The 18,471-nt window shown below is 68.5% G+C and carries 15 protein-coding genes; 4 read left to right on the forward strand and 11 right to left on the reverse strand.

Going from position 1 to position 18,471, the window contains the following annotated elements:
• Positions 1-70: 70 nt before the first annotated feature.
• From FEF15_RS07785 to FEF15_RS07795, 3 genes are all read right to left on the reverse strand, one after another.
• Positions 71-733, reverse strand: coding sequence for a response regulator transcription factor (locus FEF15_RS07785; RefSeq protein ID WP_163558586.1), 663 nt, complete (start codon positions 731-733; stop codon positions 71-73).
• Positions 734-965: 232 nt separating this feature from the next.
• On the reverse strand, positions 966-2,918 hold the full coding sequence (gene acs / locus FEF15_RS07790; protein ID WP_163558587.1) for an acetate--CoA ligase: 1,953 nt from the start codon (positions 2,916-2,918) through the stop codon (positions 966-968).
• Between the two features lie 116 nt (positions 2,919-3,034).
• Positions 3,035-3,637 (reverse strand): SprT-like domain-containing protein, encoded by a 603-nt coding sequence (locus tag FEF15_RS07795; RefSeq protein ID WP_163558588.1) that lies wholly within the window; start codon positions 3,635-3,637, stop codon positions 3,035-3,037.
• Between the two features lie 97 nt (positions 3,638-3,734).
• Between FEF15_RS07795 and FEF15_RS07800 the strand changes: the two genes are divergently transcribed.
• Positions 3,735-4,379 (forward strand): YecA family protein, encoded by a 645-nt coding sequence (locus FEF15_RS07800; RefSeq protein ID WP_163558589.1) that lies wholly within the window; start codon positions 3,735-3,737, stop codon positions 4,377-4,379.
• Here the strand turns inward: FEF15_RS07800 and FEF15_RS07805 are convergent.
• Positions 4,376-5,497 carry a phospholipase D-like domain-containing protein gene (locus FEF15_RS07805; RefSeq protein WP_163558590.1) on the reverse strand — a complete coding sequence of 374 codons (1,122 nt, stop codon included), beginning with the start codon at positions 5,495-5,497 and terminating at the stop codon, positions 4,376-4,378. The two genes, FEF15_RS07800 and FEF15_RS07805, sit on opposite strands and share 4 nt — an antisense overlap.
• Positions 5,498-5,631: 134 nt before the next feature.
• Between FEF15_RS07805 and plsB the strand changes: the two genes are divergently transcribed.
• Entirely contained in the window at positions 5,632-8,055 is a 2,424-nt protein-coding gene (plsB, locus tag FEF15_RS07810) for a glycerol-3-phosphate 1-O-acyltransferase PlsB (RefSeq protein ID WP_163558591.1), read from the forward strand.
• Between the two features lie 8 nt (positions 8,056-8,063).
• Here plsB and FEF15_RS07815 read toward each other — a convergent pair whose 3' ends face one another.
• From FEF15_RS07815 to ampD, 6 genes are all read right to left on the reverse strand, one after another.
• Entirely contained in the window at positions 8,064-8,825 is a 762-nt protein-coding gene (locus FEF15_RS07815; RefSeq protein ID WP_163558592.1) for a class I SAM-dependent methyltransferase, read from the reverse strand.
• Positions 8,822-9,526, reverse strand: a complete 705-nt coding sequence (tsaB, locus tag FEF15_RS07820; protein ID WP_163558593.1) for a tRNA (adenosine(37)-N6)-threonylcarbamoyltransferase complex dimerization subunit type 1 TsaB — start codon at positions 9,524-9,526, stop codon at positions 8,822-8,824. The genes FEF15_RS07815 and tsaB overlap by 4 nt, the downstream gene beginning before the upstream one ends.
• Before the next feature lie 107 nt (positions 9,527-9,633).
• Positions 9,634-10,290, reverse strand: a complete 657-nt coding sequence (adk, locus tag FEF15_RS07825) for an adenylate kinase (protein WP_163558594.1) — start codon at positions 10,288-10,290, stop codon at positions 9,634-9,636.
• Positions 10,291-10,541: 251 nt separating this feature from the next.
• Positions 10,542-12,539: a pyruvate dehydrogenase complex dihydrolipoyllysine-residue acetyltransferase gene (aceF, locus tag FEF15_RS07830; protein ID WP_163558595.1), complete on the reverse strand. Its 1,998-nt coding sequence runs from the start codon at positions 12,537-12,539 to the stop codon at positions 10,542-10,544.
• A 60-nt stretch (positions 12,540-12,599) separates the two neighbouring features.
• Positions 12,600-15,272 carry a pyruvate dehydrogenase (acetyl-transferring), homodimeric type gene (aceE, locus tag FEF15_RS07835; protein WP_163558596.1) on the reverse strand — a complete coding sequence of 891 codons (2,673 nt, stop codon included), beginning with the start codon at positions 15,270-15,272 and terminating at the stop codon, positions 12,600-12,602.
• 307 nt (positions 15,273-15,579) lie between these two features.
• A complete protein-coding gene (gene ampD / locus FEF15_RS07840) occupies positions 15,580-16,149 on the reverse strand; it encodes a 1,6-anhydro-N-acetylmuramyl-L-alanine amidase AmpD (protein WP_163558597.1) in 570 nt (189 codons plus the stop codon).
• A 78-nt stretch (positions 16,150-16,227) separates the two neighbouring features.
• On the opposite strand from ampD, the gene nadC reads away from it, so the two are divergent.
• Positions 16,228-17,076, forward strand: coding sequence for a carboxylating nicotinate-nucleotide diphosphorylase (gene nadC, locus FEF15_RS07845; RefSeq protein ID WP_163558598.1), 849 nt, complete (start codon positions 16,228-16,230; stop codon positions 17,074-17,076).
• Positions 17,077-17,102: 26 nt separating this feature from the next.
• On the opposite strand, the gene FEF15_RS07850 is transcribed toward nadC, so the two are convergent.
• On the reverse strand, positions 17,103-17,630 hold the full coding sequence (locus FEF15_RS07850) for a GNAT family N-acetyltransferase (protein WP_163558599.1): 528 nt from the start codon (positions 17,628-17,630) through the stop codon (positions 17,103-17,105).
• A 101-nt stretch (positions 17,631-17,731) separates the two neighbouring features.
• On the opposite strand from FEF15_RS07850, the gene tsaA reads away from it, so the two are divergent.
• Entirely contained in the window at positions 17,732-18,454 is a 723-nt protein-coding gene (tsaA, locus tag FEF15_RS07855) for a tRNA (N6-threonylcarbamoyladenosine(37)-N6)-methyltransferase TrmO (protein ID WP_240454107.1), read from the forward strand.
• Positions 18,455-18,471 lie beyond the last annotated feature (17 nt).

Here is an 18,471-nt window from a genome sequence, read left to right on the forward strand (position 1 = left end):
CTTTTCGCTTGAACCTCGAACCTCGAACCTCGAACCTCGAACCTCGAACCTCGAACCTCGAACCTCGAACCTAAGACTCCACCTTCGGCGGCTCCACCTCGAGCTTCTGGGCGGCAATCACTGCCTGGGTGCGCGAGTGCACGCCGAGCTTGCGCAGGATGGCGGTGACGTGGGCCTTGATGGTCGCCTCGCTGACGTTGAGCTCGTAGGCGATCTGCTTGTTGAGCAGCCCTTCGGTGAGCATGTTGAGCACGCGGAACTGCTGCGGGGTGAGCGAGGCGATGGCCTCGGCGAAACGCGACTCCTCCTCGTCGGCATCGCCCAAGGTGTCGGCCAGCTCCTGGGGCAGCCACACCTCGCCGTCGAGAATCTCGCCCACCGCCTCGGCGATCAGCGCCAGCGACGACGACTTGGGAATGAACCCCGAGGCACCGTAATCGATGGCCCGGCGCACCACATGCGGCTCATCGCTGCCCGACACCACTGCCACGGGAATGTCGGGTGTCTGGCCGCGCAGCTGGATCAGCCCGGAGAAGCCGTGCGCGCCCGGCATGTGCAGGTCGAGCAGGATCAGATCGGCATCGGGGTGGCGGGTGACCACCTCGGTGGTGGCCTCCATGGTGTCGGACTCGACGATTTCGGCCTGGGGCGCCAGCTGACGCAGCGCCTGGGTCAGGGCTGCACGGAACAGCGGATGATCATCGGCGACGATGAATTTCTGGGCAAAGGCCATGGATTCTCCTCCGGTTCCTCGAGCAGTGGCGAGCCGACTGCCACGGCGCTGGCACTTTCGATCTGCAGGGTCGATCAGGACCATCGATCAAGACATTCAATCACGGCATGTTACCCCATGGCCAAAGCGTTTCCCAAGCGCTCACACCGGCATCGCGCCTTTCCTTGACTAGGGCCCGCAAAAAGCCGGCCCGAGGGCCGGCAAAGAGGTCAAGTGGAAGGGGGACAGCCCCTCAGCGATTGGCGCGATGCTCGATGAGCTCCTCGACCACGCTGGGGTCGGCCAGGGTACTGGTGTCACCGAGCCCCTCCGTCTCGTTGGCAGCGATCTTGCGCAGGATGCGGCGCATGATCTTGCCCGAGCGGGTCTTGGGCAGCCCCGGCGCCCACTGGATGACGTCCGGCGAGGCGATCGGCCCGATGTCCTTGCGCACCCACTGGGTGAGTTCCTTCTTGAGCGCGTCGGTGGCTTCCACACCATCGGCGAGGGTCACGTAGATGTAGATGCCCTGCCCCTTGATGTCGTGAGGGAAGCCCACCACGGCGGCCTCGGCCACGGCATCGTGGGCGACCAGCGAGGATTCGATCTCCGCGGTACCCATGCGGTGGCCGGAGACGTTGAGCACGTCGTCGACGCGACCGGTGATCCAGTAGTAGCCGTCCTCGTCGCGACGGCAGCCGTCACCGGTGAAGTACATGCCCTGATAGGCGGAGAAGTAGGTCTGGACGAAGCGCTCGTGGTTGCCCCAGATGGAGCGCGCCTGCCCCGGCCAGGAGTCGAGGATCACCAGATTGCCGTCGGTGGCGCCCTCCAACAGGTTGCCTTCGTTGTCCACCAGCGCCGGCATCACCCCGAAGAACGGCAGGGTGGCGGAGCCCGGTTTGAGATCGATGGCGCCCGGCAGCGGCGCGATCATGATGCCGCCGGTCTCGGTCTGCCACCAGGTGTCGACGATGGGGCACTTCTCGTTGCCGATCACCCGGTAGAACCACTCCCAGGCCTCGGGGTTGATGGGCTCGCCCACGGAGCCGAGCAGACGCAGGCTGTCGCGCTGGCTGGAATCCATGACGCTGTCGCCATGGGCCATCAGGGCGCGCACCGCGGTGGGCGCGGTGTAGAGGATGTTGACCTGGTGCTTGTCGACGATCTCGCCCATGCGCCCGCTGGTGGGGTAGCTCGGCACGCCCTCGAACATCAGGGTGATGGCGCCGTTGGCCAGCGGTCCGTAGACGATGTAGCTGTGACCGGTGACCCAGCCCACGTCAGCGGTGCACCAGTAGACCTCGCCGTCCTGGTAGTCGAAGACGTACTGGTGGGTCATGGCGGCGTGCAGCAGGTAGCCGCCGGTGGTGTGCTTGAGGCCCTTGGGCGCCCCGGTGGAGCCGGAGGTGTAGAGGATGAACAGCGGGTCCTCGGCATTCATCTCCTCGGCCGGGCAGTCGGTGGCCTGCTTATCGACCAGCTCGTGGTACCAGACGTCGCGCCCCTCCTTCCAGTCGATCTCGCCACCGGTGCGCTTGACCACCAGCACCTTCTCGCACACCTCGGTGCCGTCGCGAGTCAGGGCGGCGTCGACGTTGTCCTTGAGCGGCACCTGCTTGCCGCCACGCACGGACTCGTCGGCGGTGATCACCAGTTTGGAGTCGGCATTGACCACGCGCTGGGCCAAGGCATCCGGGGAGAATCCACCGAACACCACCGAGTGCACGGCGCCGATGCGTGCGCAGGCCAGCATGGCCATGGCGGCCTCGGGAATCATCGGCATGTAGAGCGTGACCACGTCGCCCTTCTTGACGCCCAGCTCCTTGAGGCCGTTGGCCAACTGGCAGGTGCGCTCGAAGAGCTCGCGATAGGTGATGCGCTTGGAATCCTTGGGGTCGTCGCCTTCCCAGACGATGGCGGTCTGGTCGCCGCGGGTCTCGAGGTGGCGGTCGAGGCAGTTCACGCTGGCATTGAGGCTGCCATCCTCGAACCAGCGGATGTCGACGTTGTGGGAATCGAAGGAGGTATGCTTGATCTTCGTCGGTGCCTTGAACCAGTCGAGGCGCTTGGCTTGCTCGGCCCAGAAGCCCTCGGGGTCATCCACGGACTGCTGGTACATGGCCTCATACTTGGCCTTGTCGGCCCAGGCATTGGCGGCAAAATCGTCGCGTACCGGATAGACGTCTTTATGCTGTTCGGTCATTGATTGGCCTCTTCCAGGAGATGCACCCTCTCAGTGTATGTCACCGACCCCTTGTTGTTGGTGGGCCGGAACCGGGATGTACCCTTCAGCATATACCCCAGGGTGCAGCCTTCCACTTAGACATTGGTATCAGCTATTTTCTTTTTAATTTCATGAACTTGTGTTGGATTTTCATCCCCTGCAAAAGGCTGATAGACCAAGGTCTCAGCGCAGTGGCGACAGCGATAGACGCGCCCCTGGCTTGCCAGGGCATGGCGGCGAGAAGTGAAGGCGTGCTCGCGGCAGGCGCAGCGGTAGCGGTGGGGCGCCGGACTCGCCCGGGCGGTGTCGAAACGGTGGGTGACGCGCGGCGCCAGGCCGAACAGGCGCCGCATCACGGTACGCCATTCGTGGCCGTGGGGGCGTATCCGGTGGCCCTCCTCGAGGTGATGAACCAGCCAGTGCGCCATCTCGTGGGGTACCACCTCGACGAAAAACTCGCGGCGGTTCTCGGCCAGCAGCACCGGATTGAAGCGCAGCCCGCCACGCCCGAAGTGGGCCTGACCGGCGCACTGGCCACGCAGGTCGAGCCAGACCGCCGGGCTCGGCAGGCCGGGATGCATCTCGCGACACAGCTGGAAGGCCGCCGCTACCCGCTCGCGCAGGGCAGCGTGTAGCGCCGACTCGTCGAGGGCGTTGAGCCATTCGGCACCGGGCTCGGGAAGGGCTGGACGGTTCATGGGGTGCTAGAATGACGCTCCGTCACGGCGGCGTCCAGCCCAGGCTGACGGCTGTCCGCTCACGACCCCTTGAGCACGAACCCTTGCGAGAGCACCGATGTCCGATACGCCCCTGCCCCAGCCGCTGCTCGACGACGACGAACTCGAGCGCCTCGACGACTTTCTCGACTCCGAGCAAGTGGACCCCGATGCCCTCGACCTGATCGCCGCCCACGGCTTTCTGGTAGCGCTGGCCGTCGCCCCCCGCGACGTGGCACCGGCGGTATGGGTTGCCGAGCTCTTCCACGGCGAGCCGTCTTTCGCCGATGCCGCGGAACGCGGCGAGATCCTCGGCCTGCTCGAGCGGCTGCGCAGCAACGCCATCGAGATCCTGGAGCAGGGCGGGCTGCCCGAGCTGCCCTTCGAGGCGACGCTGGACGGCCTGCCCCCGGAGGAGACGCCCATCGGCGACTGGTGCGCGGGGTTCATGGAAGGCGTCTTCCTCGACGAGGCGGCTTGGTTCGCCGAGGATGAAGAGCGCATCGCCACCCTGCTGCTGCCCTTCATGGCGCTCTCCGGACTGTTCGACGACGAGCCGGACATGGCCGAGCTCACCGCCGACACCGCCCGCCTCGAGTCGCTGGTCAGCCAACTGCCCGAGCTGGTGCTCGACCTCTACCTGCATTTTCGCGTGCCGCCGGAGACACCCAAGCCCAGCCCCCGCAGGAAGAAGCCGGCGGGCCGCGGCAAACGCGACCGCTAACGCAGCCGCGTCAGCCAGGCATCCAGCGTGCCGAAGCACCACTCCCGGGCGCGATGCCACCAGGGGCGCTGCACCCACTCACGGTACTGAATCTCGCGACTGGCGGCGAAATTGCGCTCGAACAGCGCCGCCACTTCGCCGGCGAAGCGGGCGTCGTCCACCTCCTGGTTGGCCTCCAGGTTCCAGTGCAGGCTCCAGTGGTCGAAGTTGCACGACCCGAGGCTCGTCCAGCGGTCCACCAGGGCGAACTTGGCGTGGATGAAACTCGGCTGGAACTCGTAGATGCGCACCCCCGAGCGCAGCAGGCGCCGGTAGAAGCGCTGCCCCGCGTAGCGCACCCCGGGCACGTCATGGTTCTTGCCCGGCAGCAGCAGGCGGACATCGACGCCGCGCCGCGCCGCCCGGGCCAGCCGCATCCGCAGCGTCAGCGTCGGCACGAAATAGGGCGTGCACAGCCAGATGCGCTGCTGGGCGGTGGAAACGCGCCCATGCAGCGAGTGGCGGATGGCCTGGTAGCGGTAGCCCTGCCCCCACACCACGCGACCGCGCATGCCGTGGTAGTCCTCGCGGCGCTGCTCGGCCACGGCGAGCCGGTGGACCAGCGCCGGGGTACCGGCACCGCGCGTCATAGGCGAGTCCCACAACCGGCAGAAGAGACGCACCCAGTCCGCCACCACCGGCCCTTCGATGGCCACTGCCACCTCGTACCAGGCCTCGAGGAACTCGTCCACGGCCCCGAAGCCGCCGGTGAAAGCGCGTCGACCGTCCACCACCACCAGCTTGCGATGGTCGCGGGTAAGGTTGCGCGCCAGCGAGTGAAATCCCAGCGGATTGAACAGACGCAGCGCCACGCCTCCCTCTTCCAGGCGCCGCCGATCCGCCGCCGAAAGTCCCATAGCGCCGTAACCGTCCAGCATCAGCGCCACCGTCACGCCGCGCCCCGCGGCCCGCGTCAGGGCATCGATCAGCGCCGTGGCCAGGCGGCCCGACTCCATCAGGTACAGCTCCACCAGCACCGAGTGGCGCGCCGCGTCGATGGCCTCGAACACCGCCGGCAGAAACCGCGACGACTCCGCCAGCAGTCGAAAGCGATTGCCCTCCCGCCAAACGCCATGCATGGCCCCTCTCCTTTGTTGACGCGCCTCGACTCTGGTGGATTGACGCACGATTACGACACAAGGAAAAGCCGCTCGCCTGACCCATGCCGCGTCGCGGGCTATACTGGGCCCTCGCTTACCGGACAGGCAAACGGATGGCCGCTGCACGCTCCCTGCCCCACCCCCTGCGCGCCCTGCTGAAGCGCCTGCTCAGCGGCTGGGTGTCGGTACGCCACCTGGAGCCCGACCCGGCCTCGCTGGCCCTGGACCCCCAGGCGCTCACCCTCTACGTGCTACCGCGCCCCGCGCTCTCCGACGCCCTGCTGCTGGAGTGCCTGTGCCGCCGCCACGGCCTGCCGGCCGCCACCGGTCGCCACCGGGTGGCCGGGCAGCGCCTGCCGGCCACCCTCGCCCTGCCCCGGCCACGACGGCGCTACCGCCGCCACGCCCTGCACGACGCCGTTGCCCTGCTCGCCGCGCATCCCGACCGCGAGATCCAGCTGGTCCCGGTGAGCATCTTCTGGGGCCGTGCCCCCGGCAAGCGCTTCGGGCTGTGGCGCCTGCTGGCCGCCGACAGCTGGCCGCTCACCGGTCGCCTGCGCCGGGCGCTGTCGGTGCTGGTCAACGGGCGCAGCGTGGAAGTGCACCTCGGCGCCCCGCTGCGCCTGCGCGAGCTGCTCGACGAGCGCGGCCCGGCCGTGGCGGAGCGCAAGGCGGCGCGCCTACTGCGCGTGCACTTCCGCCGCATGCGCACCCGGGTGCTGGGACCCGATCTCTCCCATCGCCGCACGCTGATCCAGGGCCTGGTGGCCAGCTCCAGAGTGCGCCAGGCCATTGCCGAACAGGCCGACATCGAGGGGCGGCCGCGGGCCCGCCTGGCCCGCCGCGCACGGCGCTACGGTCACGAGATCGCCTCCAACATGACCTACCCGGTGCTGCGCTTCCTCGACGGCATGCTGCGCCGGCTGTGGAACCGACTCTACGACGGGGTCGACGTGCGCGGCCTCGAGCGGGTCAAGGCGCTGGCCGGCGACCACACTCTGGTCTATGTGCCCTGCCACCGCAGCCACATCGACTACCTGCTGCTCTCCTACGTACTCTACCGCGACGGCCTGATGCCGCCGCACGTCGCCGCCGGGCGCAACCTCGACATGCCGCTGATCGGCCCCCTGCTGCGTCGCGGCGGCGCCTTCTTCCTGCGCCGCAGCTTCCGCGGCAACCCGCTCTACACGGCCGTGTTCACCGAGTACCTGCACCGCCTGCTGGCCGCTGGCCACCCCCTGGAATACTTCATGGAGGGCGGCCGCTCGCGCAGCGGGCGGATGCTCACCCCGCGCCCCGGAATGCTGGCGATGACGCTGCGCTCCTTCCACCGCCTGGCCACCGACGACGAACGCCACCGACTCGCCTTCGTGCCGGTGTACATCGGCTACGAGCGCATCCTCGAGGGGGGCAGCTACCAGCGCGAGCTGCGCGGTGCGGGCAAGCGCCGGGAGACACCGCTGACGCTGCTGCGCGTGCTCGGGCGACTGCGCCAGCCCTTCGGCCGGGTGGCCGTGAACATCGGCGAACCGCTTGTCCTGGGGCCCTTCCTCGACGCCCGCGTACCGGGCTGGCGCGAAAGCGAGGCGACGCCGCGCGCCGCCTGGCTGGCAACCGCACTGCCCCGGCTGGGGCGTGAGCTGGCCCAGCGCATCAACGCCGCGGCGGCGCTCAATCCGGTCAACCTGGTCGCCCTGGTGCTACTCGCCACGCCCCACCACGCCATCGAGGAGAGCCTGATGGCACGCCAGCTGGCGCTGCTCGCCGCCCTGCAGCGGCGCTGTCCCGGCGGCGTGGACGCCAGCCTGCCTGCCGGCGAGCCGCGCGACTGGATCGCCCACACCCTCGCGCTGGGCATGATCCGGCGTCGCGCCCATGCCCTGGGCGACATCCTGGTCGCCACGCCGGAGCAGACCGAGCTGCTCGCCTGGTACCGCAACAACGTCCTGCACCTCTTCGCCGCGGCGGGGCTGGTCGCCTTCGCCTTCCAGCACGAGCCACGCCACAGCCTGGCGAGCCTGCACGAGCGCCTCGACCCGGCCTGGCCGATACTGGCCCGGGAGTTCTTCCTGCCGAATACGGCGCTCGACCGGGCGCTGCCCACCCTGCTCGAGGCCCTGAGCAATGCCGGGCTGCTGGTCGCCGACGGCGACGGCTGGCAACGCGCCGAGGCGCTGGAGGCGAGCGAGCAGCTGCGCCTGCTGGGCCGGTTGATGCAGCCTTCGCTGGAGCGCGGCTACCTGCTGCTGTCGCTGCTGCTGGCGGCGCCATCCGGCAGCCACGACCGCGAGGGCCTGGTGTCGCACAGCCAGCAGATGGCCGAGCGCCTGGCCCTGCTCTCGGGCCGCGACGCCCCGGAATTCTTCGACCGCAGCCTGTTCGCCCGGCTGATCGACAGCCTGGAAGCCGAAGGCTGGATTTATCGGCAAGAGGACCGCCTGTGCTACACGACAGCCTTACCGGAAGCGGCGCAGCGCACCCGGGCGCTCTTCGACCCGGCGCTGCGCCACCGCCTGCAGCTGGTCACCCGCGACTGAGCCACGGCTCATCCTTTCAGGGAGCGATGGACGTAGAGGTCATAGCGACTGGTCTTGCCTTCGAGGACATGGCGCGGCGGCGGCCCGGCCAGGGGGGCCGCCTGGCGCGGCCGCTTGACCGCCACCCGATGGCTGGCCACGTCCAGCGCTGCCTCGAGCAGGCGCGGCGCATCCATGTCGTCACCGGCCAGGGCGCGGAAAAGGCGCATCTCCTTCTTGACCAGCGCCGACTTGGTGCGGTGGGGAAACATGGGGTCGAGGTGGATCACCTCGGGCGCCACGCCGCTGCCCGCCACCAGGGCGTCGAGCTCGCGGGTGGCATCACCGCGGGCGAGCGTCATGCGCGCAGCGATCGCCGCGGTGTCCGGGTCGGCCAGCGCCCGGGCCAGGCCATCCTCGAGCAGCGCGGCGATCGCCGCCACCCGCTCGACCAGCAGCACCTCGGCGCCCAGGCTCGCCAGCACGAAGGCGTCGCGCCCGAGCCCCGCCGTGGCATCGACCACGCTCGGCGTGACGCCGCCGGTCAGGCCGCAGGCGCGGGCGATCAGCTGGCCGCGCCCGCCGCCGAAGCGCCGCCGATGAGCGCTGCGGCCGGCGACGAAATCCACCGCCAGGGGGGCGCCGAAGCGTCGCGGGTCGCCGGCCAGCACCAGGCGGCCCCCTTCGCGGCGCAGTACCAGCTCCCCCTCGTCGGGCGCGCCCCGGGGCAGCCCCAGCCGCTGCGCCAGGGCGGCATCCGGCACCACGACCGTCGACCCGGACTCGTTCATCGCCCCTTCTGCCAGGCGACCCGGTCGCGCAGGTAGACCGGCTGCACCGCCTGGGCCGGCTGTCCGCCCCCCGCCGCCAGGTCACGCGCGGCGAGCAACGCCATCTCTTCGGCGGCGGGTTCCGGCTCGACCAGGCACTGGCCGAGACTCGCCTGAACCGTGGCGGGCATGGCCTCCCACAGCGCCCAGCCGGAGCCCACGCCCACCCAGTCGAACTGGTCGCTCTCCTCTGGCAGACGCAGGCGCTCGGGCGGCAGCACCGCCTCCGCGCTGAGCGCTTCGACAACCCCGTCACGACAGCGCCAGGCCGCCACGTAGATCTCTCCCATGCGCGCATCCAACGCCGTGACGATGTGCCGGAAGTGATGACGTCGGTGGGCGCCCAGCGCCAGTGCCTCCAGGGTGGAAACGCCAAGCAGCGGCCGATCCAGGCCGAAGGCGAGCCCCTGGGCGACGCCCGCGGCGATGCGCAGGCCGGTGAAGGAACCGGGGCCGCGACCGTAGGCCACGGCGTCCAGGGCCGCGGGGGCGAGGCCCGCCTCGGCCAGCACCTCATCGATCATGGGCAACAGGCGGTAGGTGTGCTCGCGGGGGGTGTGGGCAAAGCGCGCGATCAGGGTGTCCGCCTCGCCGGGGCGGCGGATCAGCAGGGCGGCGGAGCAGGCGCGCGAGGAGGCATCCAGGGCCAGCAGGGTCGGCATGGTCTCGGGTCATCGCAGGTCAGTGTAGGGGCGCATTATACGCAACCCGGCCCACAACGACGAAGGCCCGCTTGCGCGGGCCTTCATGCGCCGAGTGGGAGCGGGCCTCAGCCTTCCAGGGCCTTGAGCACCTGTGCGGTAATCTCGTCGACGCTGCCCACGCCTTTCACCCGGTGATAGACCGGCGCCGCCTCGGGGTCTTCCTTGGCCCACTGCTGGTAGTAGTCGACCAGCGGCGCGGTCTGCTCATGGTAGACCGAGAGGCGGTTGCGCACCGTGGACTCGCGGTCGTCGTCGCGCTGGATCAGCGCCTCACCGGTGACGTCGTCCTTGCCGGGCTCCTTGGGCGGATTGTACTCGACGTGATAGACGCGGCCGGAGCCGGGGTGCACACGACGGCCGGCCAGGCGCTTGACGATCTCCTCGTCGTCCACGGCGATCTCCAGCACGTGGTCGATCTTCACGCCCGCTTCCTTCATCGCCTCGGCCTGGGGAATGGTGCGCGGAAAGCCGTCGAACAGGAAGCCGTTCTCGCAGTCGGGCTGGCTGATGCGCTCCTTGACCAGGGCGATGATGATGTCGTCGGAAACCAGCCCGCCGGTGGTCATGATCTCCTGGACCTTGAGGCCGAGCTCGCTGCCCTCCTTGACCGCGGCGCGCAGCATGTCGCCGGTGGAAATCTGCGGGATGTTGAACCGCTCGCAGATGAACTGGGCCTGGGTACCCTTGCCGGCCCCCGGGGCGCCCAACAGGATCAAACGCATCGGTGTGCTCCTTGAATGAGTGGTGAAACTTATGGTTGAAATTCTTGATGGAAAAGCGTTGGCAGGAAACCTTACCCGCGGCGTGTCGGCCAGACAACTAGAAGCGTCACGGCCGGCACGGCCCAACCGCCCAAAGATGACCGGTTTTCAGGCAATTAACCGGCCAGTTGCACTTTGGTATTCCCCACGGCCACAAATGCGGACGGCGCCCCGGGCAGGGACGCCGTCGACGCACGCGGCTCGGGCGGCGCTTACATCAACAGCCGCCGAATGTCGCTGAGCGCGGCAGCCAGGAAGGCCGTGAAGCGCGCCGCATCGGCCCCGTTGACCGCCCGGTGGTCGTAGGAGAGGCACAGCGGCATCATCAACCGCGGGGCGAAGTCGGCCCCGTCCCACACCGGCTTCATCTGCGCCTTGGAGATACCGAGGATGGCGACCTCCGGGGCGTTGACGATGGGCGTGAAGGCGGTGCCGCCGATGGAGCCCAGGCTCGAGATGGTGAAGCAGCCGCCGCTCATTTCCTCGCGCTTGAGCTTCTTGGCCTGGGCCTTGCCGGCCAGCTCCACGCTCTCCTTGGCCAGCTCGATCAGCGACTTCTTGTCGGCATCGCGGATCACCGGCACCATCAGGCCGTCCGGGGTGTCCACGGCCACGCCGATGTGGACGTACTTCTTCCACACCACCGTCTCGCCGTCGGCCTTGAGGCTGACGTTGAACTGCGGGAACTTCCTCAGCGCAAAAGCGCACGCCTTGATCAGGAAGGGCAGCGGCGTGAGCTTGGCGCCCTGGGCCTCGGCCTCCGCCTTCATGGACTTGCGGAAGGCCTCCAGTTCGGTGATGTCCGCCTCGTCGAACTGGGTGACGTGGGGCAGGTTGACCCAGCTGCGGTGCAGGTTGGTGGCGCCCATCTTCATCAGGCGCCCCATGGGCTTCTCTTCCACCTCGCCGAACTGGCTGAAGTCCTGGTCGGGGATCGGCGGAATGCCGCTGCCACCTGCGGCGGGAGCGGCGGCCTGGGCAGGGGCCTGCGCCTTGCCCGCCATCACCTGCTTGACGTAGGCGTGGACGTCCTCCTTGAGCACGCGCTCCTTGGGGCCGGACGGCGTGACCAGGGCCAGGTCGACGCCCAGCTCGCGCGCCAGCATGCGCACCGCCGGCCCGGCGTGCACCAGCTTGCCGGAGCGCGGCTTCTCGGCAGCCATCTGCGCCTCGGGGCTGGGGCGGCCGGCCGGGGTGGGCGCGGCCTTCTCGGCCTTGGGCGCCTCGGCCGGCTGCTCGGGCTGCTTCGCCGGCGCGGGCTTGGCGGCCGCCGGAGCGCCGGCCACCTCGATATAGCCGATCAGGTCGCCCTCGGAGACGGTGTCGCCCTCCTGGACGGTGAGCTCGAGCAGTTTGCCCTTGTAGGGACTCGGCACGTCCATGGAGGCCTTGTCGGACTCCAGGGTGATCAGCGGGTCCTCCTCGTCGACCTCGTCACCGGCGCTGACGGCGATCTCGATGATCGGCACGTCGGACGAGCCGGAGAGGTCGGGCACGCGGATCTCCTGGCGCTGCGGCTCACCCGCGGCCGCTGCGGTCTCCTGCTGTGGCTCGGGCTCGGCGGCGGGCTCGCTGGAGGCCGCGGGCGCCTCTGCCGGCGCCTCGTCACTGCCTTCCCCGCTACTCGCGTCGGCGATCTCCATGGTGCCGATGACATCGCCCTCGGAGACGGTGTCGCCCTCCTTGACGGCCAGGGACACCAGCTTGCCGGCATGAGGGCTCGGCACGTCCATGCTGGCCTTGTCCGACTCCAGGGTGATCAGGGTGTCCTCCTCGGCGACCTCGTCGCCCTCGGACACCGCTACCTCGATGATCTCGACGTCCTCCGAGCCGCCCAGGTCGGGCACCTTGACCTCGACGGTGCGCTTGCCGCCACCGCCGGACCGAGCCGCGGGCTTCTCCGGCTCGGCCGGCGCCTGTTCGGCCGGTGCGGGCGCTTCGGCCTTGTCGTCCGCCGAGGCATCGCCGCCGCCTTCCGCCTCCAGTTCGAGGATGTCGTCGCCCTCGGAGACGGTGTCGCCCTCCTTCACCAGCACGCGGACGACCTTGCCGCCCTTGGGCGCGGGGACGTCCATGCTCGCCTTGTCGGACTCCAGGGTGATCAGGGTGTCTTCGGCGTCGATGACGTCACCTTCCGTCACCGCCACTTCGATGATTTCGACATCTTCGCTGCCGCCGATGTCGGGAACTTTGATGATTTCGCTACTCAAGGTCGCGCTCCTTCCAAATCGTGCCTGGAACGGGCGGGTCGCCCCGCCCGGCCACCGGGATCAGCTGGTCAGCGGATTGGGCTTGTTGGGATCGATGCCGTACTTCGCGATCGCCTCGGAGACGACCTTGCGATCCAGCTCGCCACGGTCGGCCAGCGCCTTGAGCGCGGCCACGGTCACGTAGTAGCGATCCACCTCGAAGAAGTGGCGCAGCTTCTCGCGGGTATCCGAGCGGCCAAAGCCATCGGTCCCCAGTACATGGTAGTCGGTCGGCACCCAGGCGCGGACCTGGTCGGCGAACAGCTTCATGTAGTCGGTGGAGGCGATGGCCGGACCCTTCATGCCCTCCAGGGAGGCCGTGACGTGCGGCTTGCCGCGCTCGTCCTCGGGGTGCAGGAAGGCCTGACGGTCGATCTCCAGCGCCTCGCGGCGCAGCTCGTTGAAGCTGGTCACGCTCCAGATGTCGGCGCCCACGTCCCAGTCGGCCTTGAGCAGCTCGGCGGCCTGCTCCACCTCGCGCAGGATGGTGCCGCAGCCCAGCAGCTGGACGTGGCCCTTCTGGCCCTGGGTGCCGCTGAGGCGATACATGCCCTTGATGATGTCCTCGGCGGGAATCTCCTCGAGCGCCGGGTGCTCGTAGTTCTCGTTCATCACCGTCAGGTAGTAGAAGCAGTTCTCCTTGTCGGCGAACATGCGCTTCAGGCCGTCCTGAACGATCACCGCCACCTCGTGGGCGTAGGTGGGATCGTAGCTACGGCAGTTGGGAATCATCGAGGCTTGCAGGTGGCTGTGGCCGTCCTGGTGCTGCAGGCCCTCGCCGTTGAGCGTGGTGCGACCGGCGGTGCCGCCGACCAGAAAGCCCCGCGCCTGCATGTCACCGGCTGCCCAGGCCAGATCGCCGATGCGCTGGAAGCCGAACATCGAATAGTAGATGTAGAACGGCAGAAGCGTGGTGTTGTTGTTGCTGTAGGAGGTGGCCGCGGCGATCCACGCCGACATGGCGCCCGCCTCCGAGATGCCCTCCTCGAGGATCTGGCCCTGCTTGTCCTCGCGATAGAACATGATCTGGCCCTTGTCGACGGGCTCGTACTTCTGCCCCCCGGAGGTGTAGATGCCGAGCTGGCGGAACATCCCCTCCATGCCGAAGGTGCGCGCCTCGTCAGGCACGATGGGCACCACCCGCTTGCCGATCTGCTTGTCCTTGACCAGGCCGGTCAGGATGCGCACGAAGGCCATGGTGGTGGACACCTCGCGGCCCTTGGAACCGCCGGTCTGGGAGGCGAAGGTCTTGTCGTCGAGATCGGGGATCGGCAGCGCCTCGAAGTCGCTGCGCCGGTTCGGCAGGTAACCGCCCAGGCGCTCGCGCTGCAGGTGCATGTACTTGAGCTCGGGGGAGTCGTCCTCCGGCTTGTAGTACGGCACCTCCTTGAGCTGCTCGTCGGTGAGCGGAATGCCGAAGCGGTCGCGGAACTTGCGCAGCGCCTCGTATTCCATGGTCTTGACCTGGTGGGCCTCCATGGCCGCCTCGCCCTCGCCGCTGCCCATGCCGTAGCCCTTGACGGTGTGCGCCAGGATCACGGTGGGCCGGCCGTTGGCGTTGTTGGTCGCCTCGTGGTAGGCCGCATAGACCTTGAAGGGGTCGTGGCCGCCGCGGTTGAGCTTCCAGATGTCCTCGTCGGACATGTCCTTGACCAGCTCGGCGGTCTCCGGGTACTTGCCGAAGAAGTGCTCGCGGGTATAGGCGCCGCCGAGCGCCTTGTAGTTCTGGTACTCGCCGTCGACCGCCTCGTCCATGCGCTTCTGCAGGATGCCCTTGGTGTCCTTCTCGAACAGCGGGTCCCACAGGCGGCCCCAGACCACCTTGAGCACGTTCCAGCCCGCACCGCGGAAGACGCCCTCGAGCTCGTCGATGATGCGCGAGTTGCCGCGCACGGGGCCGTCGAGGCGCTGCAGGTTACAGTTGATCACGAAGATCAGGTTGTCGAGCTTCTCGCGGCTGGCCAGGTGGATGGCGCCCAGCGACTCCGGCTCGTCGCACTCGCCGTCGCCCAAAAAGCACCAGATCTTGCGATCCTGCATCTCCTTGAGCTCGCGCGAGTCGAGGTACTTCATCACATGGGCCTGGTAGATGGCCTGGATCGGCCCCAGCCCCATGGAAACCGTGGGGAACTGCCAGAACTCCGGCATCAGCCAAGGGTGGGGGTAGGAGGAGAGCCCGTTGCCGTCCACCTCCTGGCGATAGCTGTCCATCTGCGCCTCGGTGAGACGCCCTTCCAGGTAGGCGCGCGCATAGACGCCCGGCGCCACATGCCCCTGGATGTAGACCAGGTCACCCTCGAAGTCGCCGTTGGCGGCGCGGAAGAAGTGGTTGAAGCCCACGTCGTAGAGGGTCGCCGCGGACATGAAGCTGGCAATGTGACCGCCCAGCCCCGGGTTGGCGCGGTTGTTGCGGATCACCTGGGCAATGGCGTTGTAGCGGACCAGCGAGCGAATGCGCCGCTCCATGAACAGATCACCCGGCATCGGGGCTTCGCGATGCACCGGAATGGTGTTGCGATGCGGGGTCGTCACCGAGAAGGGGGCCTGCATGCCATCGCGGCGCAGCCGATCGGCCAGGCGGGTCAGCAGGTACCGGGCACGATCCTCGCCCTCACGATCCAGAACCGATTCCAGGGATTCCATCCATTCCGTGGTTTCGACCGGATCGAGATCTTCTCTTGCCTCCAGACTCATAGACGTCTCTCCGAGTGACAATTTGATGTCAGTATGCCCCGCTTCTTTGCGACGGGGCCTTGTCGTTGCTGACAATCAGGGGAAACCGGGCCGCCAGGCGGCAATGTTGTAGTGGTTTTACATAACGGGACAGCGGCACATACCACCAATGTCGCAGAACATACCGTAAAGCGCACGCCCTGCCAATTCAAACATAATGGAATCTTTTTCCATCAAAGCTACATTGCATTGCAACACAAGCTCTTACGCAACCATTGGTCAACCGCTGACAGGGGTCCGCACGGGATGTAATAAAACTACCGTATGATTAACGATGCCCCTCCCGCTTGGCCAGGCAGGCGCGAAGGTAGGCCCAGTCGAAGGCGGGGCCCGGGTCCGTCTTGCGCAGCGGCGCCACCCGGGCATGACTGGTGATACGCGCCGGCGTGATGGCCGGATAGGCCGCCATCAGCCCCTTCAACACGGCAGCCAGGGCACGGTACTGGGCGTCGCGATAGGGCGACACCTCGTCGCCCTCGAGCTCGATTCCCAGGGTAAAGTCGTTGAGGGCGCAACGAAGCCGGTTGCCGTCCTGCCAGCGCGAGCGCCCGGCATGCCAGGCCCGCCGATGGAAGGGCACGAACTGCACGCACTCGCCGTCGCGGCGAATCAGAAGGTGCGCTGAGACGCGCAGGTCGGCGATCGCGGCAAAGAAGGGGTGCGCCTCAGGGTCGAGGTGGTTGGTGAACAGCCGCTCCACGGCATCGCCGCCGAAAACCCCGGGGGGCAGACTGATCGAGTGCAGCACCACGGCCGAGACCTCGTCTGTCGGGCGCGCGTCCTGATTCGGCGACGGCACGCGCCGCACTCCCTTGAGCCAGTCGTTGTCGATCTCCATCTCACTCCCCTGACGCCGTACACGGGCTTTCCTCTATAATGATGGCCCAGTCGCTACACCCACTGCACCGGAGCCACCATGCACTATCAGGACGCCCTTGCCGAGGAGATTCGCGCCAGCGCCGCCCACTTGCTGGCCGAGGACGTCGGCCCCGGCGACATCACCGCCCAGTTGATCCCCGATGCGCAGTGGGCGCGGGCCCGGGTCATCACCCGCGAGCCGTCGGTGCTGTGCGGCGTGGCCTGGGTCGACGAACTCTTCCGCCGCCTCGATGCCAGCGTGGTGCTGCGCTGGGCCGCCGCCGACGGCGACCGCCTCGAAGCGGGTGCCACCCTGCTCGAGCTCGAGGGGCCGGCACGCAGCCTGCTGACCGGCGAGCGCGCGGCGCTGAATCTGCTGCAGACCCTGTCGGCGACCGCCACGCGCACCCGCCACTACCTCGACCTGCTCGAGGGCACCGGCGTGCGCCTGCTCGACACCCGCAAGACGCTGCCCGGCCTGCGCCTCGCCCAGAAGTACGCCGTCACCTGCGGCGGCGGCTACAACCACCGCATCGGACTGTACGACGCCTTCCTGATCAAGGAGAACCACATCGCGGCCTGCGGCGGCATCGCCGCGGCCGTGAAGGAAGCACGCAAGATCGCCAGGGACGCGCCGGTGGAGGTGGAAGTGGAGACCTTCGACGAACTGGATCAGGCCCTCGATGCCGGCGCCGATGTGGTGATGCTCGACAACTTCTCGCTCGACGACATGCGCGAGGCGGTACGGCGCACGGCCGGTCGCGCCACCCTCGAGGCTTCCGGCAACGTCGACGAGTCGACCCTGCGCGCCATCGCCGAGACCGGCGTGGACTGCATCTCCAGCGGCGCCTTGACCAAGGACGTCCGGGCCGTCGACCTGTCGATGCGCTTCATCGAGCAGGGCTGAACGACGAGAAGAAACGGCAGCACCGCCTAGGTCTCTACGGCGACCAGGCGCTTCTCCAGGCGCCGGCGGCACAGCCGTTCGCCGCCACGCTCCACCCACTCCTCGCCGTGGTCCTGCCAGCCCCGGCGCACCAGGGCGTCGGCGAGCATCAGGCTGGCCTCGATGGTCACCCGGCTGACGCCGTGCTCCAGAAACAGCCGCTCGGCATGCACCAGCAGGGTGCTGCCGATGCCGCGCCGGGCCAGCGAGGGCCAGACATAGAGGGTGACGATGCGGCCGGCAGGTATGTCCAGCTCGGCAAAGCCCACGCAGCGCCCGTCGCAGGTCGCGACCAGCGTGGTGTAGAGCGCCTGGCGCGCCATCCAGGCGCTGGCTTCGCGCGGCAGCACGCTGGCCCAGGCCTCGCGCTGGATGACGCTGTAGTGCGCGGCGGCGCCCTGCATCACGGCATGGTGGAAGACCTCGGCCTGGTCGGCGGCATCCTTAGCCTTCGCCAGCCGATAGAGGATGCGCGGCGTCGCCCGCGCCGCGCCGGGACTCACCGGTTGCGTCATGTCATGCCCTGCGCCAAGAAACCTGCGAGGAGAGTACACAAGCCCGGCCCCGGGCGCCAATGGGCTCGCTCGCACCCGCCCGGCCGGGCATAATCGGCGCCATGACGGAGACACACCCAGAGCGCTTCGCGATGGAGGCCATCGGCCACATCGAGAGCGACTTTCCCGACAAGTTCGGCATTCCCCGCCAGCCGGGCCTGGCCCCGGCCGCGCGGGCGGTGCTGAGGCTCGCCCCGCCCTACGCCGACCCGCTGGCCGTGCGCGGCCTGGACGCCTTCAGCCACCTCTGGCTGACCTTTGTCTTTCACCAGAGCCCGCCACGCTGGACGCCGCTGGTGCGCCCGCCGCGCCTGGGCGGCAACGCTAAGGTGGGGGTCTTCGCCAGTCGCAGCACCCACCGCCCCAATCGCCTGGGGCTGTCGCTGGTGGAACTGCTGGAGATCGACACCCGGCGCGGGGTTCGTCTGCTGCTGGGCGGCGCCGACCTGGTGAGCGGCACGCCGGTGCTCGACATCAAGCCCTACCTGCCCTGGACGGAGTCGCACCCCGACGCGCGCAGCGGCTATGCCAGTGCGGCGCCTCAGCATCTGGCCGTCGGCTTCTCGGCCGCCGCGAATGCGACCCTGACCGCCCGCTCCGATGGCGATTCGCTGCGCGCCCTGATCGAACAGGTGCTGGCCCAGGACCCGCGCCCCGCCTACCGCAATGGGAGCGAGGCACGGATCTACGGCGTCAGGCTGCGCGACGTGGACGTGCGCTTTCACGCCCCGGATGACGAGACGGGGATGCCCCTGCTGCGCGTGGTCGAGATCGTGCCGGCCTGATTCCCTCCCGAATACGC

This window comes from Halomonas sp. NO4, assembly GCF_010994375.1.
Lineage (GTDB): Bacteria > Pseudomonadota > Gammaproteobacteria > Pseudomonadales > Halomonadaceae > Halomonas.